Raw genomic sequence first — 17,211 nt, forward strand, 5'->3', positions numbered from 1 at the left:
TAATAATAAAGTGTTATAACCCATATATTGTTTCTGCCTCTTCATCATTTAGAAGCTTATTACAATCCAGAATAAGCTTCACATCACTTCCTGCTTTTCCAATTGCTTTTATATATCTATTGCTGTATTTATTCAATTCTGGTGGAGGGATGATGTCTTCTTCCTGTATAGAAATGACTTCCGAAACACTATCCACTATAAGGCCAACAGATATTTCTTTCATATCAACAACTATTATACAAGTCCTATCATTATATTCTTTAGGTTTTTTGTTAAAACGAAGTCTCACGTCCATTACAGGAATAATCTTACCTCTCAAATTTATAATTCCTCTAATATAATCTGGAAGTTGCGGAACTTCCGTAATCATTTGAATACCAATTATCTCAGTTACAAACATTATTTCAATACCATAGACTTCATTCCCTAGTGTAAAAGTCAAGAATCTCCCTTTTTGAGTATCTTCTTCTTCAAAAGTCTCATCTATTATTATATCTTGCATAATCTATCCTCCTCCTAGCAATTGTATTTGATTAATCCTGCAACATCTAAAATAAGACTAATGCTACCATCTCCTAGTAGAGCACAACCTGTCAATCCTTTAATCTTCTTAATATTAGTAATATATTTTGGCAATGCTTTTACTACTACCTGCTGCTCACCAATAAGCCCATCAACAAAAATACAGATGGTTTTCCCTTCACTTTCTATCATAAGCACTATACCTTCTAAAATATTTGTTATCTCAGTCTTTACCTTATATATCTCATGAATCCTCATTATAGGATAACATTCACCTCTAACCATAATCATTTCATTACCGTCAGGATCCGTGATTAAATCTTTTTCCTTTGCTCTAAAGGATTCTTTTATACTTGCCGTAGGAATAGTATATTGTGCTTTTCCAACTACTACATTCATCCCATCAATAATTGCTAATGTAAGCGGAATCTTAAGGATAATGATTGTCCCTAGTCCTTGGGTACTTTCAATTGTGATTGAACCCCCTATAGCTTCAATATTTTTTGAAACTACGTCCATCCCAACTCCACGACCTGAAAATTCGCTTACACTCTCTTTTGTTGAGAATCCTGGTAATAAAATAAGGCCATAAATCTCTTTTTCAGTCATTTCATTTGCATTCTTATATAAGATACCACTTTTTTTAGCCTTTTCTAGTATCTTATCCTTGTCCAATCCTCTGCCGTTATCCTTAACCAGTATTAAAACATCTCCACCTAGGTTTTTAGCCTCTAATGTAACCTTGGCTGACTCAGTTTTCCCTTTTTCTTTCCTTTCATCATCAGTTTCTATACCGTGATCAATCGAATTTCTAATAAGGTGCATAATTGGATCAGATATATGTTCTATAATATTTTTATCTACTTCTGTTTCTTCTCCAAGGACTTCTAATTGAACTTGTTTGTTCAATTTTTTATTCATATCTCTTACAACTCTATACATCTTTTGGAATGTGCTAGCAAGAGGAAGCATTCGGATAGACATCACCGTATCCTGTAGTTCGCTAGTTATTTTATGGAGCTGTCTTGCTGCTTTTTTGAAATTATCAAGCTGCAAGTCCTTTAAATCAGGATTTTGAGTAACCATTGCTTCTGCAATTACCATCTCACCAATTAAATCCATTAACTTATCTAGTTTACTTACATTAACACTAATCATGTTTTGACTTGATACAACCTGATTATCCTTATTAGTCTCTTTCTTACTTTTAGATTTCATTCCACTTTCTTGCTGAATTAAATTACTTGTATTTTCTATAACTATCTCTTTTAATGTTTCTTCCTTACCAAAATTATTATCTTGCTCAATTTCATTATTTATCTGCGTTAATTCTAAACTCTTAAGCAATATAGTTTTCATAAAGAAATTCTTCATTTCATCATAACAGTTATCTGTTGTAAAAATAACCGTAAATCCTTGTTCTCTAATTATAGCTGAAGCATCAGGATTTTCATCTATATTTTCAGGGACAGTATGATATTCTTCAGTGATTTGCTTTAAATCATCTATAACCATACTGGCTCTAAAGTCTTCCATCTCACAACCTTCTTCGAAGTTTAAGATAGCTTTAAATTTATTCTTACCACTCAAATTAATAATTACTTTTTCTTCAATTTTAGCTTGTATATTTTGATCTTTACTCTTTTGTTGTTCATTTTTAGGGGAACAGCCATCTTGCTTTAGTATATATAGAAAATTTTCTACCTTTTCTATAAGCTCATTCGCTAGACCATCTGCCGTATCTCCGTTCTTAACTTTTTCAAGTTCTACTTTTATAAAGTCAACTCCATCTAATACAATGTTAGATAGCATATCAAAATCAATATTTCCATTCTTTTCTTCGCGTATAAAATAAAATAGATCTTCTATTGCGTGTGCAACTCTAGATATATCATCATATAACATCATTGCTGAAGAACCTTTAATTGTGTGCATTATACGAAATATCTCATTTATATCATTTTTAGAATATGTACTATTTCTCTCACTGTATATCACTAACTGCTCCAGTTGTTCCATCAATTGAGATGTCTCAAAGAGATAAAGCTCTATCATAGATTCATTTGTATTTAAATCTGACATTCCCATCCCCCTTATCTTGCCTTTATATTAAACCCCTGCAATCTTATTTAGAGTTTTTATTACATGCTCATTTTTATAAGGTTTAACAATAAAGGACTTAGCACCACATATAATTGCTTTCTTTACAGCAGCTTCCTGTCCTAATGCAGAAATCATAACAACTTTAGCTTGAGGATCGAACTCCAATATGCCTTTTAGCCCTTCAATCCCATCCATTCCCTTCATAGTTATATCCATTGTTACTAAATCTGGTTTCAGCTCTTTATATTTTTTTATAGCTTCTTCACCATCTGCAGCCTCTCCCACAACATTAAAATCATTACTGCTAAGTAAAGCTTTTAATGCCCCTCTCATAAATACAGCATCATCAACTATTAATACATTTTTCATCTTCACTCTCTCCTAATCATAAAAAGCTTCCAATTTAATATTTCCCGAAATCTGTATCACTTAAATTTATTTTATTAGTTTTAATTGTATTAGTTTTCTTACTCACATTTTGATTTTCATTATACATTTGCTCAAGCATCTTTATTACTTCTGGATTTAAACTATTCAATTCTGTAAGGTTAGTATTTGAATATTGAGTTTTTTTAAGTTTAAATTTTTCAACTTGCTTTCTAAGTAATTCTGCTTGAGTAGAAAGCTCTTCGCTAGCAGCAGCGCTTTCTTCCGAAGTTGCAGAATTGTTCTGTACTACAGTAGAGACCTGTAATATTCCTTGATTTATCTGATCTATCCCTGAAGCTTGCTCATTTGATGCGATTGCTATTTCATTTACTAAATTGCTTACTTTTGAAATACCTTCAACTATACTATTTAGTGCATTAGCAGTTTCATTTGCAATCTTTGTTCCATCTTGTACCTTTTGAATAGAACCTTCTATCATAACGGTTGTTTCCTTTGCTGCATTTGCTGATCTTGCTGCAAGATTTCTTACTTCTTCAGCTACAACTGCAAAGCCTTTTCCATGCTGTCCTGCTCTCGCCGCTTCTACTGCAGCATTTAGTGCTAGAATATTGGTTTGAAATGCAATTTCATCAATAACCTTAATGATCTTATATATATTACTAGAATCTGAATTAATCTCCTCCATTGCTTTCAACATCCCGTTCATATGAGTATCACCTTGTAGCGCATTATTTTTCACTCGCTCAGATAAATCATTTGCTTTATTTGCGTTTTCAGCATTTTGTCTAGTTTGTGCAGCTATCTCTTCTAAAGACGAAGTTAACTCTTCTACCGAACTAGCTTGTTCTGTTGAAGCTTGGGAAAGGTTTGTACTAGAATCTGAAACTTGTTTTGATCCTGACGCTACTTGTATTGATGCAATACTTATATTTGTCATCACATCATTTATGTTCTCACTCATAGTTCTGAAAGCTTTTGTAAGTTGTCCTATTTCATCTTCACCAGCTTCATGTAAAGTTACATTTAAATCACCTTCAGCGATATTATTGGCTGCAAATAATAATTGTTGCAGCGGTTTATTAATGAAATTAGATATTATTAATCCTATTACAATAGCAAGAATTGTTCCTAATCCCACAATTACTGCCATTAAAATCAATTGACTATTAAAAGTTTTATTATTTTCATTATTAGCTTTTTCAGCTTCAGCTTTATTTAGCTGAATTAACTTACTAATATCAGCCTCCACCTTTTCCCTTGAAGCTGTTACTTCAGGAACCATAGCACTTGCCTGATCAAATTTGCCTTCTTGCACTAATTTTATTATTCCAGAACGTCCTTCTGCATATTTAGGAATATATGTTGACTCTAAACCATTAAATATATTTTGCTGCTCTGAATTATTTGTACTTGTTTTGTAGCTATTAAGTAATTTGGTGTTTTCATCAGATAAACTACTAATTTCGCTTACCCTTTGCTCTAATTTAGAGGTGCTTTTCTCATAAATCATTAATAACAAGTCTGAACGTATAAGTAATAGATTTTTTTGCACTTGAGCCAAGTCTGATGAAGGAATTAGATTTTTTGAATACATATCTCCAGTCCTATTATTTATTGAGTTCATATTTACAGCTGCAATCGTTCCCAAAGCAGTAATAAATAATGACACAATAATAAACCCACTTATTAGCTTAGTCTTAATTTTCATATTCTTGATGCTCTTCATAAAATACGCCTCCTTAGTAATTGGGTAAGTTTATATTTATAAAATGTAGAGTTAACTAAATAATGAAAATAGGACATGAAACATCCACATTCTTTATATGACTTCATAATCAGAATTTCACATATACTACTTCTATTCTTAAGTAGAGCTTTTATCTTATTTTTCAATAAAACTTTTATCAGGGTGGATAACACAGAAATGAATAAGATTTTTATTAGATATACAAATCTAAAAGACTTTATTTTTAGGAAAATAAAGACTATTTTCCATTGGCAGTTCGAAAATATAAGAATATGCTCATAATTTGATTTTCAAAGATGCTATTATTACTATACCGTCAATTTACTACATTTTTCATATTCCTATCAATTATTTACCAATTATAGTATTTTTTCTTTGCTTTATTATAATTATAATAATTTTTACATTAAATTGTCAAGCAAAACATCGAAGCATGTTGCATTATGTAATATTAAGGAAGATAATAGGAGTTAAGTTTTTAAAAAAACATTTTTTCCCAATACCATCGTTAATAATGCTTATATCTATAAATTTCATTTATTTACAAACCAATCATGTTACTGTATCACTTTAGTTCACATCCTGGTACATTATTCCAAAATTCTGAAAATTACATTTACTTACACAATTAGTTACAGTAGAATATAGATATGTACTAAATAAAACAAACTATAGTAACTTAACTTTAATAATTCACAATATATTACACTTTTAATATGAACATAATAAATTCACATAAATATAAATTAAAGAGAGGTGTAAAAAACATGATTAAAAGTTTTAAAAAAAGATTTGCAGTAGTACTTACAATGACAGCACTAATGGCAACTTCAGCTTTTGCTGGAATAAGTGCACGTGCAGCAGGACTAAGCTTTAATTCAACGATGGATTACGCTGCTGGAACTACTAGTTTAGGATCCGGAAACCTAGGAACAGTGACAGTAAATTATGACATAACACCTACTACTAATTTAATTGATGGGCTTGTAGGTTATGCAGATTCATCAACTACCGTGACTGATGCTACAAGCTTGGCTTTGGTAATCAGAACAAATACAAGTGGATACTTTGATGTAAGAAATGGTGATGCATATCAAGCAATGACTAATGTAACCTACAGCGCAAACAACACATATCATGTGAAGATAACAGCAAACATGAGTGGAAAAACCTACAGTGTATGGGTAACTCCTCCAAATGGCTCAACTACTCAAATAGCTCAAAATTATACCTTCAGATCTGATGCACCTTCAACGGATGATTTAGGCCAAATTTGTGTAAGAAGTAAAACTTCTGATAATCAATTCACAGTTCAAAATCACGTTATAACTACTACAAACACTCCTGTACTTAATCCTAACTATGCACCTGGTGGAAATTTTGATCTTTCTAAATGGTTTCTACAGTTGCCAACAGGCTCTAGCGGAAATATTAACACAGTTTCCTCCTCTGCTCTTCAAGGACAGAACGGTTACACCAATCAATATTATTTCTATACCGATAGAAATGACGGTTCAATGGTAATGATGGATCCTAGAACTGGTTGGACTACCTCTGGCTCTCAGCATCCAAGAACTGAACTACATGAAAATACTAGCGGATGGTCTACAAGTGGGACAAACATTCTAAGCGCCACTGTAAAAGTAACTCAAGTACCTGGCAATACTTGCATCGCTCAGATTTTCCAAGCTGCTCCTGCTCCAAGTAAACCACTTTGCGAATTACAATATAAGAGTGATGGTACCATAAATCTTTTCCTTGAAAACACAAATCAAGGCGGAGGAGGAACAACCACTAAAGTTGGCTCAGTACCTGTAGGAACAAAGTTCACATATGATCTTAAGCTTCAAGGTACTACTATAACCGTTAAGATAAACGGAACTGCTTCAACCTTTGCTTTACCATCAACCTTCATTGGTGAAAACTTCTACTTTAAAGCAGGAAACTATGACCAAACTGCAACTTCTGGTACTCCTTCAACTACCCCTGGCACTGTTGTTAAATTCTATACTTTAACTATAGCTCATTAATAATTGATTATAAAAAAAGAGCATCAAAACTACTTTGTAAATTAGTTTTGATGCTCGTTCTTTTTTACTTTTTAGTTATTATAATTCTTAATGCTTCAATTCTTTGCGATTTTCCAAAAGTACCAGTTATTTGTCCGTCTTGAACCCAATTCTGCCAGCCTACATTTTGTACATGTGCTTGATACTTAATGGTATACTTATCAGCATCAGCTCCTTCTAATGCTATTTGTAGCGCCTCTACTCTTAGCGACTTACCTTGCGTTCCAGCTAATGCTCCATCATATACCCAGTCTTGCCAGCCTATATTTTGTACATGAGCTTTATATTTTACTCTCAAGCCTGCTGGTGCATTTTCTAACTTTATCTTGAAGCCTTCTATACGTAAGGATTTTCCTTGTGTTCCTGATAAATCACCATTTTTTACATAATCTTGCCAACCTATATTTTGTACATGTCCTTGATATAGCACTGAAGGTGATACTGATGATTTTTCAACTATTTTTATCCTTAAGGCTTCTATTCTTTGCGACTTTCCAAAGCTTCCAGAAACCTGTCCGTCTTGAACCCAATTTTGCCATCCTTCATTCTCAACATGAGCCTGATATACAACACTATACTTGTCAGCATCAGTTCCTTCTAATGCTATTTGTAAAGCTTCCACTCTTAATGACCTTCCTTGCGTTCCAGCCATAGCTCCATCATATACCCAATCCTGCCAACCTATATTTTGCACATGGGTTTTATATTTTATTTTCAAACCTGCTGGTGCATTTTCTAACTTTATCTTGAAGCCTTCTACACGTAAGGATCTTCCTTCTGTTCCAGATAAAGCACCATCTCTTACGTAATCTTGCCAACCTATATTTTGTACATGTCCTTGGTATGCAACTGATGGTAATCCATTTACTTCATTTACTGGATTTGCAACTGTTACTTTACTACTTGCAGTCTTTGCACCATCAACAGTTGTAGCTGTTATTGTGGCTACGCCAGCTCCTGTCGCAGTTACATTTCCACCATTATCTACCGTAGCAACCTTTGCATCACTAGTTGTCCATGTCACCGATTTGTTAGTTGCATCTTGAGGACTTACAGCAGAAGTAATAGTTGATTTTCCACCAACATTCAAATTTATATTTGTTTTATCTACTGTTATTCCAGTAACGGCAATAATTCTCTTAACTTCAAAATCCCCTGCACTTAAGTCCTGTAATTTTCCATCATCCCCTGGAGCTGAATAGACCTCTGAATTAAATAAATCAATAGAATTCAATATGTTATCTACTAATGATATAAAATTAACCTTCCATATTCCCTCAGCGTCATCTGAGTTTATAGGTATTTGTCCTCTGTACTTTCCATCATTATCTCTTTTTAATTCTACGTGTTTTATCGAGTTACCTTTTGGTGCCTCATAGTTTAACTCTATACTCTGTATTCCAGATATATCATCACTTGCATCTGCAGTTATTATTATTTTTTCACCACTAACTCCTGCTTTTTTATCTACACTTATATTATTCAATACAGGTGGAGTTATATCTGAAGCTGTTCCTACTACTTCGAAATCTCCAGCACTTAAATCCTGCAGTATACCATCTGTTCCAGGACTTTCATAGACTTCTGAATTGAATATGTCAGTTGAATTCCATGTGTTATCCTCTAATGATATAAAGCTTACTTTCCATATACCGACAGCATCATTTTTATTTATATCTACGCTTCCTCTATATTTACCATCAAGACCTTTTTCTAACTCTGCTCTCTTAACTGCATTACCAGCTGGTGCATCATAGTAAACATATATACTTTGAATTCCAGATATATCATCACTTGCATCTAAAGTTACTGTTATATTTTCATTATTAGTTCCAGTTTTCCTATCTACACTTATCTTACTTACTACAGGCGGAGTTACATCAGGATTTGTTCCAAAAACCTGAAAATCTCCTCCACTTAAATTTTGAGTTTTAACATTTCCATTGCTCGGAAAAACTTCACTGTTATATACATTAATAGAATTGTAGGAATTATCTATTAATGCTATGAAGCTTACTTTCCATGTCCCAATAGCGTCATTAATCCCTACAGGTACTGTTCCTGTGTATTTGCCGTTAGTACCTTTTGATAATTCAGCAAATTTAAATGAATTTCCTTGTGGTGCTTCATAAAAAACTTCTATACTTTTTACACCTGATATATCATCACTTGCATCAACAGATACAGTTATATTTTCACCGTTAGTCCCAGAGTGCTTGTCCACACTTATACTATTTAGAACTGGTGGTGTTGTATCCGAAGCTGCTCTCACGCTAGTCGCAGGTAATAATACGTTTACAAGTATAAAAAACATACACATTACTGCTGCTAAAACTCTTTTATTAATCATATTAATCCCCCCTCTTGTTCATTATCTTACATGATTTTACAAGAGTCAATATCTTCCTTTACATGTATAACTCATTTTTCTATACCTTACTTAATAAAAACATATAAAAATACAGAATAACCACACAAATTAATACAAAGTTATTATCATAGTTGCTCCAGTACCTATTAGAATAAAGTTCACATAAGAGCTTAAACTTCAACTTCCATAATCATTTAGCAAAAAATCACGGAGCTTATGTAATAACCACTTCAAGAAAAAGATTATTGCTTTTCCTTCATACTTTTCAACATATATCAGTCAATAAAGATGTACCAGTTCGAACCGAAACCTACTTTTTAAATTCTCATAGATTATGAAGCGAGAATTTAAAAATAATAGATTTTATTACGAACTGGTACATCCCATGTATTGTAATATTACACTGTTATTTTAAGAATCAATACCTACTAAATATACAACTAATTTGTGTTCTTCATTTATCAAAAGCTTATCTATGATCTTCTTATCCAAAATGAATGAACCATTATCTAACTTTAGCTCTAAGTTCTCTCCATTTAAGGTAACTGCACCAATTCTATATTCACCATACTCTAATCCACTTTCGTTCTTATATTCTACATGTATCTTTTTGCCATCAAATATAGTAAAAGCTGATGCAGTACTATTAGAACCAAATTGTGCTTTTACTAATTTAGGTTCAAGCATAAGATCACCTAAAAATCCTTTTACTCCATATACTTCATTAAGCATTGTAAGTAGTAGCCAACTTGCTGAACCTGTAAGATAGTTGTACATTCCTCTACCACGCTGGCTAATGTACTCAGGTATACCTGGTAAAATCCTACTCTTCTCAAAGTCATTGCAATGGTTATATATCATATCTAAAATCTCAAAACCTTCCTTTGCAAATCCTCTTTTATAAAGAGCGTTTATATACATGATTGTCATATGACTAAACATAGCACCATTTTCTTTATGTCCATAGGCAAAGCCAAAACCTCTACCCATATTCAATTTAACTTCCTTAAAATCAGTATTTAATCTTATACCGCCAACCTTTGGATCTTTTAGATATCTATTTACAGACTTAATAACCTTCTCAGTCAATTCTTTGTCGGCTACACCTCCCATTATCGGGAACACTTGACCTGTAAGTGTCATTCTCGTACCTGTTTCAAAGTCTCCTTCTAATGCTTTTCCATCATTATCATAGTAGCCATTAAACCATTCAAAGCCTTCAGAATTCTTTATTAATTCCTTAGCTTTAATATGTTCCATTATCCATTCAGCTTTTTTCTTAATATCAGAGGAAAGTTTGTCTATATCAATTTTTATCTTTTCCCCTGAAACATCATGAGTACAAAGCTCAAAATAATTTCTTAATAACTTATTTTTTTCATCAACTGAGTTATAATCTATTGATCCATTAATAGTATCTATCAAAATTGACATTTCCTTGGCAATTTCTACTGATTCTATATTCAACTTATCTTTTAATTTTAAAAGCAATTCACTTAATTCCAATAGATTGCTTCCATATAAAGCAGTAAATGCAACACTTTCTCCCTTTTCGTCTGCCATATCAAAGGCATCATTCCAATCAGCACCTTCAAGTCTCATATTATTATGAATTCCTACATTATAGAAAGCTGTTAAATGCTGAATTAAAATGTGTTCAAGGATACTACCTTTATATATTTTTCCTGAATGGTCTTTTTGTTTATTTCCATAGTTATCGTTCCATTCATGATCTACAGCCTTTGAACGGAAACATTGCTTGTCTTTAAAATAATCTTGTTCTTCAAGTAAAAATTCTAATTCACCACTCAAATCTAAATACAATTTTGTAGTGATAAATGGCCATGCGCCGTGATCCATCCAAGTTCTAGAGATGTTGTTTCTATCTGCAATAAACTCTCCTGGTTTTGTTCCTATAATGGTTGCATTACTTCCATCAAATCTAACTCCAATATAGTTGTTGTATAATAAGTCTCTTACAGGTGCAGGTTCAAGAAGCAATAGAGCTAAACAGTCCTGCCATAAATCTCTCCAGCCTCTTCCCCCTCTTCCATAATCATGGTGAGGTAAAAATGAACATCCATATATTCTTCTCATAATAGGTTGTAGCTCTACCCATTTCATCCATGAGTCAAAAGCTTCATTAGCGGATGAAAAGTTTAAATTAGATAACTTTCTTTCCCAGTATTCTTTGTTATTATCCAATTCACTTTCAAACTTAGACACGCTTCCATATGCCTTTATAAATTCCTCTGAATCAGAATTATCTTCACTAATCCCCATAATCACTATATAGGAACTGCTTTCTCCAGGTTTTAGTTCACATTCCTTAAATCTTATTGCTCCTATTGCATCATATCCGTCTATCTTTTCTCCCTTTTTGCAATAGTTTGTTAGATTCTTTATAACAGCCTCAGGATACTGAAGACTTCCGCCTTCTCCAATAAAATCTTCTTCTACTGGGAAAAATCCTTCTGGTATTATTCCGTCTCCTTGCACAGCTTGTACTGAATATGAAATTGTATTAATCCTATGTCCTCTTTCATCAAAAGTAAGAGTTGGCGTAACACGAACTCCATACTCATCGGTATATATTCTATGAAGCAAAGATGTTACGTGTCTATGATCTCTTATATTATCTGCTGAACGTCCATAAATTGGTACAGCAGCAGTAGGTGTAAATCTTAAATTTTCTGACTTAAGATTTGTTATTGTTATCTTCATTAATTCAACATTATGCTTAGTAACTGGTACAAAGTTTGTTATCTCTGATCTTACTCCAAGCTTTGCATTTTCTCTTGTTACCTTTTGCCAAAGGAAGCCTGCATGTAGCTGCACACTTTCTTCGCTATCCTCTTTAAAGCTAAGACTCATTTGGTCAGACGAATTTCCTGCCGCTGACCATGAAGTGTCTTTATCAATATATAGCCAAAAGTTTCTTGAATTTGCTGAAAAGTTTAAGTTTCTTACCGATACCGGTTCCATTAGGAAAGCATTTTGATTAATTTTAATATCTCCTGCAAGTAATGGGGTTATTGAACTCATCATCCCATTTTCATTTGCCAAAGGAAAATACAACCCACTAGTTTTGTGGGGATTATCTAATGTAAACTCACCACTTTTCCCAATAAAGTTCCATGATGATTTTCTTATTTTTTCTACCATAATATCCTCCAATAAAATTAATAATTATTTTTTTATTCCAAGATCATAAACTCTCACATAATCTATTTCCATCGCTTGTGGAAAAACACTGTCATCAATGCCTTTTTGACCACCCCAGCTACCACCAACTGCAATGTTTAATATTAAATGAAAAGGTTTGTCATACGGCCAAGCTTTCCACTTTTCTTCCTTGTCAGTTACAGGATCATATTCTGTAGTAAAATATTTTTGGTTGTCCACAAAAAAATCTATTTTATTAGGTCTCCACTCCATAGCATATACATGGAATTCAGTGTCGACATTATCAACCTTTATTTGTGCAGTTTTTTGTGTATTTGCTTTCCAATAATATTTTAGTGAATGTGCTGTAGCATGTATCATACCGTGATCAAACCCTACATGCTCCATTATGTCTAGCTCTCCACTTTTCGGCCAAGTTCCATAGTCACTATTTTCAGGCATCATCCATATTGCCGGCCAAGTACCTACCCCTTTAGGTAACTTTGCCCTAATTTCAAATCTTCCATAGCACCAAGATTCTTTACTTAAAAGCCTTGCAGAAGTGTATTCATTAATTTGATATTTTTCTTTATTTGCAGTAATTATTAGCTTTCCATCCTGAACCTTAGCATTTGAGAGTTCATCAGTATAACACTGCTTTTCATCGTTTCCCCAACCTGATCCACCAATATCATATCTCCATTTTTCTTTGCTTGGAGCACCATCTTCATTGAAATCGTCTTCAAACACCAGCTTCATATTCTCATTATTTTTTCCATCAATCTTCATATCTCCCCACTTTCTATCACTTCTAATTACATTTATTCCAATAACTATCACTAAGGTAATGCTTAACACTATGCCTACCCCTAAATATAGCCTTTTATTTTTCACCCATTTACACCCCTTGTATTTTAAAAACATATATTAACATTATGCTTTTTATCATTCTAAAAGAACACACCCTACACCACTTTCTATTTTCCCATATAATACCTTTAGGGTCAATATTACAAACCATCCTATTTATTTATTTTAAGGTAATATATTTCAAGTTTTTATAGCTCGTATACTCTTCCACCAACACTGTTTACTCTTATTAGATTGTATGAATCTATCTGATATGACTTACTAATTCTTTGCTCATATTGTTATATATTTCATTTTAAGCTGCTGAGTTTTTAATCCTCAAAATATAAATTTGAGCATCAAACATTTTATTTTTAGCAAAAGAACCACAAAACTAAGCTATTACTTAGTTTTATGGCTCTCTAATTTTTATCCTACTACTTTATCAAAGTCTGCAAATTGAGCATGATAAAGTTGCTCATAATATCCTTTTTGCTTTAAAAGCTCCTCATGAGTACCTTGTTCAACTATTCCTCCGTTACTCATAACCAGTATTAGATCTGCATTCTTAATCGTTGATAATCTATGTGCTATAACAAAGGATGTCCTATCTTTCATAATATTTCTCATAGCCGCTTGTAATTTTTGCTCTAGCCTTGTATCTACTGAGCTAGTAGCCTCATCTAATATCAAAATGGGAGGATCACAAAGTACAGTCCTTGCTATGGTCATAAGTTGTTTTTCGCCTTGTGAAATATTATTTGCCTCTTCATTTAGTATCATGTCATAACCTTCAGGCAAAGTGGTAATAAAATGATGAACATTTGCAACCTTTGCGGCCCTGACTATTTCTTCCTCTGTAGCACCTTCTTTTCCATACCCGATATTTTCTTTTATGCTTCCATTAAACAACCAAGTATCTTGAAGCACCATCCCAAACTTTTCTCTTAAACTTTCTCTTTTCATATTCTTTATATCTACACCATTAATCTTTATGGAACCAGCAGTGACATCATAAAATCTCATTAATATATTAATCAATGTAGTCTTTCCTACTCCAGTTGGCCCTACAATTGCCACCATTTGGCCACTTTTCACCTTGAAGCTAACATTATTAAGTAAAGGCTTATCCTTTGTATATGAAAAAGCTACATTTTCAAAATATACTTCTCCACAACCATTTTCATTAGTTTTTTCTGCTTCAGCTTTTTCTAACTCCTCTTCTTCATTCAAAAACTCAAACACTCTATGAACTGCAGCTATTGAGGACTGAATTGCCCCAGCTAATTGAGTGACTTGTGACATCGGCTGATTAACTTGCCATATATAACGAATAAAGGCTTGCAGTTGCCCCACTGCAATTGCTCCAGAAATTACATAAAAAGAACCTAGAATAGCTACTGTCCCTATTCCTATATAGGTTATAAAACTTACAAGAGGCATCATCAACCCGCTTATAAACTGAGCTCTAAATCCTTCTTTGCACAATTCTTCATTGGCATCAGTAAATTCCTCTATAGAGTCTTTCTGTTTACCAAATAGCTTGATTTCATTAAAACCAGTAAATTTCTCCTGCACAACAGCATTTAGCTTTCCTAATGCAGCCTGTTGCTTTTCAAAAATAGGCTGAGATCTCTTTGTAATTATCTTAGAAATAATAACTGAACTGACTATAATTGCAAGTGAAATCATAGCCATTCCACTGTGAATCTTAAGCATCATATATACAGCGAAGCTTAACCCCAATATAGCATTAAGAATCTGTGCAAAGCTTTGTTGAAGTGCATTTGAAATAGTATCTACATCATTGGAAACTCTGCTCAAGGTATCCCCTAAAGAGTTTTTATCAAAATACGAAATCGGTAGTCTTGCAATCTTCTTTTGAACATCTCTTCTCAAATCCTCCATGGCATTTTGAATAGCGTCGGTTAAAAAAATTTGATAAAAATAACTACTTAAGTTTCCTACTATATAAATAAAAATCAAGGTTAGTATAATCTGAGTTATCTTCGCAAACTCAACTGGTCGTTCTGCCCTAACATCAGAAAATAATTGTGTTGTAATCATACCTTCAAAGGTTGGACTTAACGCAGCAAGATATGCCGCTACAATAATCAGTAGTATTGATGCTATTATCTTTAGCTTATATTTTTTCAAATACGGAATTAAATACTTAACTCCATTATTTTTACCTTTCATATTGCTAATTCCTCCTTTGACAATTGACTAGAAGCTATCTCATAATAAACTGTAGACTCCTTCAATAGCTGATCATGAGTTCCCATACCAACTATCTTTCCTTCATCCAATACTATAATTTGATTAGCATCCATTATTGAAGACACTCTCTGAGCTACAATTAAGGTAATCGCTTCTGTTGTCTCACTTTTTAACCTCTTTCTTAATTCTGCATCTGTTTTAAAATCCAATGCAGAAAAAGAGTCATCAAAAATATATATATCAGGTTTTCTTATAACTGCTCTAGAAATACTTACCCTTTGCTTTTGTCCTCCAGACAAGTTACTTCCACTCTCTTCTACTTTATCTTCAAACTGTTCAGGTTTGTCTACAATAAAATCATAGGCTTGTGCTATTCTTGCACTAGCTTCTATTTCAGACTGATTAGCATCATGCTTTCCATACTTTATATTTTCACTTATACTACCTGAAAAAAGCACAGCCTTTTGAGGTATGAAACCTATCTTTTTCCTTAAAGTTCTTAAATCATATTGTCTTACATCTACACCATCTATTTTTATACTTCCACTACTAACGTCATATGCTCTAGGAATAAGGTTAACTAGAGTACTTTTTCCACTTCCAGTACTTCCAATAAAAGCGACAACATCACCTTTTTTAGCTTTGAAACTGATGTTTTCTAATACTGGAGCTTGACTACCAGGATATTTGAAACTAACATCATCAAACTCCAAGGTGACACTTTCATCACCATTGAATACTGGGTTCTCTGGATTCTTAATAGATGGCTCTTCATCTAATATTTCCTGAATACGTCTAGCACTTATTGATGCACGAGGATACATAACAAATACCAAACAGAATAACATGATAGAAAACATAGCATGAAACATGTATTCTTGAAAAGCTACTAAGCTTCCAATCTGAAGCACACCTTGGTCAACCATCTTGCTAGAAAGAATAAACACAATTACAAGTCCAACATTTAGAAGGAAGAAAAATGCAGGTTGCGGCACTGCCATAAGCTTAAATAGTTTCTTTGAGTTATATGCATAATCCTTATTCGCTTTAGAAAATCTTTCACTCTCATATTTATCCTTTCTAAAAGCACGAATTACTCTAACTCCAGTTAAGTTTTCTCTAATAATCTTATTTATCTTATCCATGCCACTTTGTTGCTTTGTACTGATTGGCTCGCTGATTTTAGCTATGATAAATACACCTAAGCATATAATAGGAATGAAAGCTCCAATTATCATAGACAGCGTTACATTCGTTTTTATTACCATAACCACACTTATTACTATCATCACTGGAGTTAATAATGCTGTCCTAAGAATCACATTAATAAACTGCATCAAAATGAAAGCATCGTTAGTGGTTCTAGTTATCATACTTGATACTCCGAATTTATTGTACTCAGTATGCGAAAATTCCTGTGCCTTCTTGAATATATCATTTCTTATATCCCTTGTAATAGAAGTACTAATCTTAGAACTACAGTAAGCTAACAATATGTTACCTATACCCCCTATAATCGCTACTACAAGAATTATTACTCCCAATTTATATATATAATATTTATCACTTAACACAATACCTCTATCTATCATCCTAGACACAATTGTAGGAATCCCAAGCTCTGCTACTGCAAAGCCTAACACAGCTAAAACATTTAAAAATACATATAATTTATAATTTTTCAAGTGCTGCAAAATCAGCTTCATTATTAAACACCTCTCCTATCTGCATATTCCTAAAATCTATACTTGATTAGTATACCGATAGGTATTATC

General features: G+C 33.0%; 10 protein-coding genes. 1 reads left to right on the forward strand and 9 read right to left on the reverse strand.

Translation table 11 applies throughout. The features are described 5' to 3' along the window. Window positions 1–13 precede the first annotated feature (13 nt). The 4 genes from JHL18_RS07510 to JHL18_RS07525 are packed head-to-tail and all read right to left on the reverse strand — an operon-like array spanning window position 14 to window position 4,741. A complete protein-coding gene (locus tag JHL18_RS07510; protein WP_200267706.1) occupies window positions 14–502 on the reverse strand; it encodes a chemotaxis protein CheW in 489 nt (162 codons plus the stop codon). Between the two features lie 14 nt (window positions 503–516). Beyond that, window positions 517–2,604: a chemotaxis protein CheA gene (locus tag JHL18_RS07515; RefSeq protein ID WP_200267708.1), complete on the reverse strand. Its 2,088-nt coding sequence runs from the start codon at window positions 2,602–2,604 to the stop codon at window positions 517–519. Window positions 2,605–2,631: 27 nt separating this feature from the next. Next, on the reverse strand, window positions 2,632–2,994 hold the full coding sequence (locus tag JHL18_RS07520) for a response regulator (protein ID WP_200267710.1): 363 nt from the start codon (window positions 2,992–2,994) through the stop codon (window positions 2,632–2,634). Window positions 2,995–3,028: 34 nt separating this feature from the next. Beyond that, on the reverse strand, window positions 3,029–4,741 hold the full coding sequence (locus tag JHL18_RS07525; RefSeq protein ID WP_200267712.1) for a methyl-accepting chemotaxis protein: 1,713 nt from the start codon (window positions 4,739–4,741) through the stop codon (window positions 3,029–3,031). A 788-nt stretch (window positions 4,742–5,529) separates the two neighbouring features. On the opposite strand from JHL18_RS07525, the gene JHL18_RS07530 reads away from it, so the two are divergent. Beyond that, a complete protein-coding gene (locus JHL18_RS07530; RefSeq protein WP_200267714.1) occupies window positions 5,530–6,792 on the forward strand; it encodes a polysaccharide lyase family 7 protein in 1,263 nt (420 codons plus the stop codon). Between the two features lie 64 nt (window positions 6,793–6,856). On the opposite strand, the gene JHL18_RS25715 is transcribed toward JHL18_RS07530, so the two are convergent. The 5 genes from JHL18_RS25715 to JHL18_RS07555 all read right to left on the reverse strand — a co-directional run bounded on the left by JHL18_RS25715 (window position 6,857) and on the right by JHL18_RS07555 (window position 17,142). Beyond that, a complete protein-coding gene (locus tag JHL18_RS25715) occupies window positions 6,857–9,181 on the reverse strand; it encodes a DUF7743 domain-containing protein (protein ID WP_207752984.1) in 2,325 nt (774 codons plus the stop codon). Window positions 9,182–9,613: 432 nt separating this feature from the next. Then, window positions 9,614–12,367, reverse strand: coding sequence for a GH36-type glycosyl hydrolase domain-containing protein (locus JHL18_RS07540; RefSeq protein WP_200267716.1), 2,754 nt, complete (start codon window positions 12,365–12,367; stop codon window positions 9,614–9,616). Between the two features lie 24 nt (window positions 12,368–12,391). Next, a complete protein-coding gene (locus tag JHL18_RS07545; protein WP_338025455.1) occupies window positions 12,392–13,261 on the reverse strand; it encodes a glycoside hydrolase family 16 protein in 870 nt (289 codons plus the stop codon). Window positions 13,262–13,645: 384 nt separating this feature from the next. After that, window positions 13,646–15,415, reverse strand: a complete 1,770-nt coding sequence (locus tag JHL18_RS07550; protein ID WP_200267720.1) for an ABC transporter ATP-binding protein — start codon at window positions 15,413–15,415, stop codon at window positions 13,646–13,648. Continuing rightward, complete coding sequence (locus tag JHL18_RS07555) at window positions 15,412–17,142, reverse strand: ABC transporter ATP-binding protein (protein WP_200267721.1); 1,731 nt, start codon at window positions 17,140–17,142, stop codon at window positions 15,412–15,414. The genes JHL18_RS07550 and JHL18_RS07555 overlap by 4 nt, the downstream gene beginning before the upstream one ends. Between the last annotated feature and the right edge of the window lie 69 nt (window positions 17,143–17,211).

It is taken from the genome of Clostridium yunnanense (assembly GCF_016595795.1).
GTDB lineage: Bacteria > Bacillota > Clostridia > Clostridiales > Clostridiaceae > Clostridium_AR > Clostridium_AR yunnanense.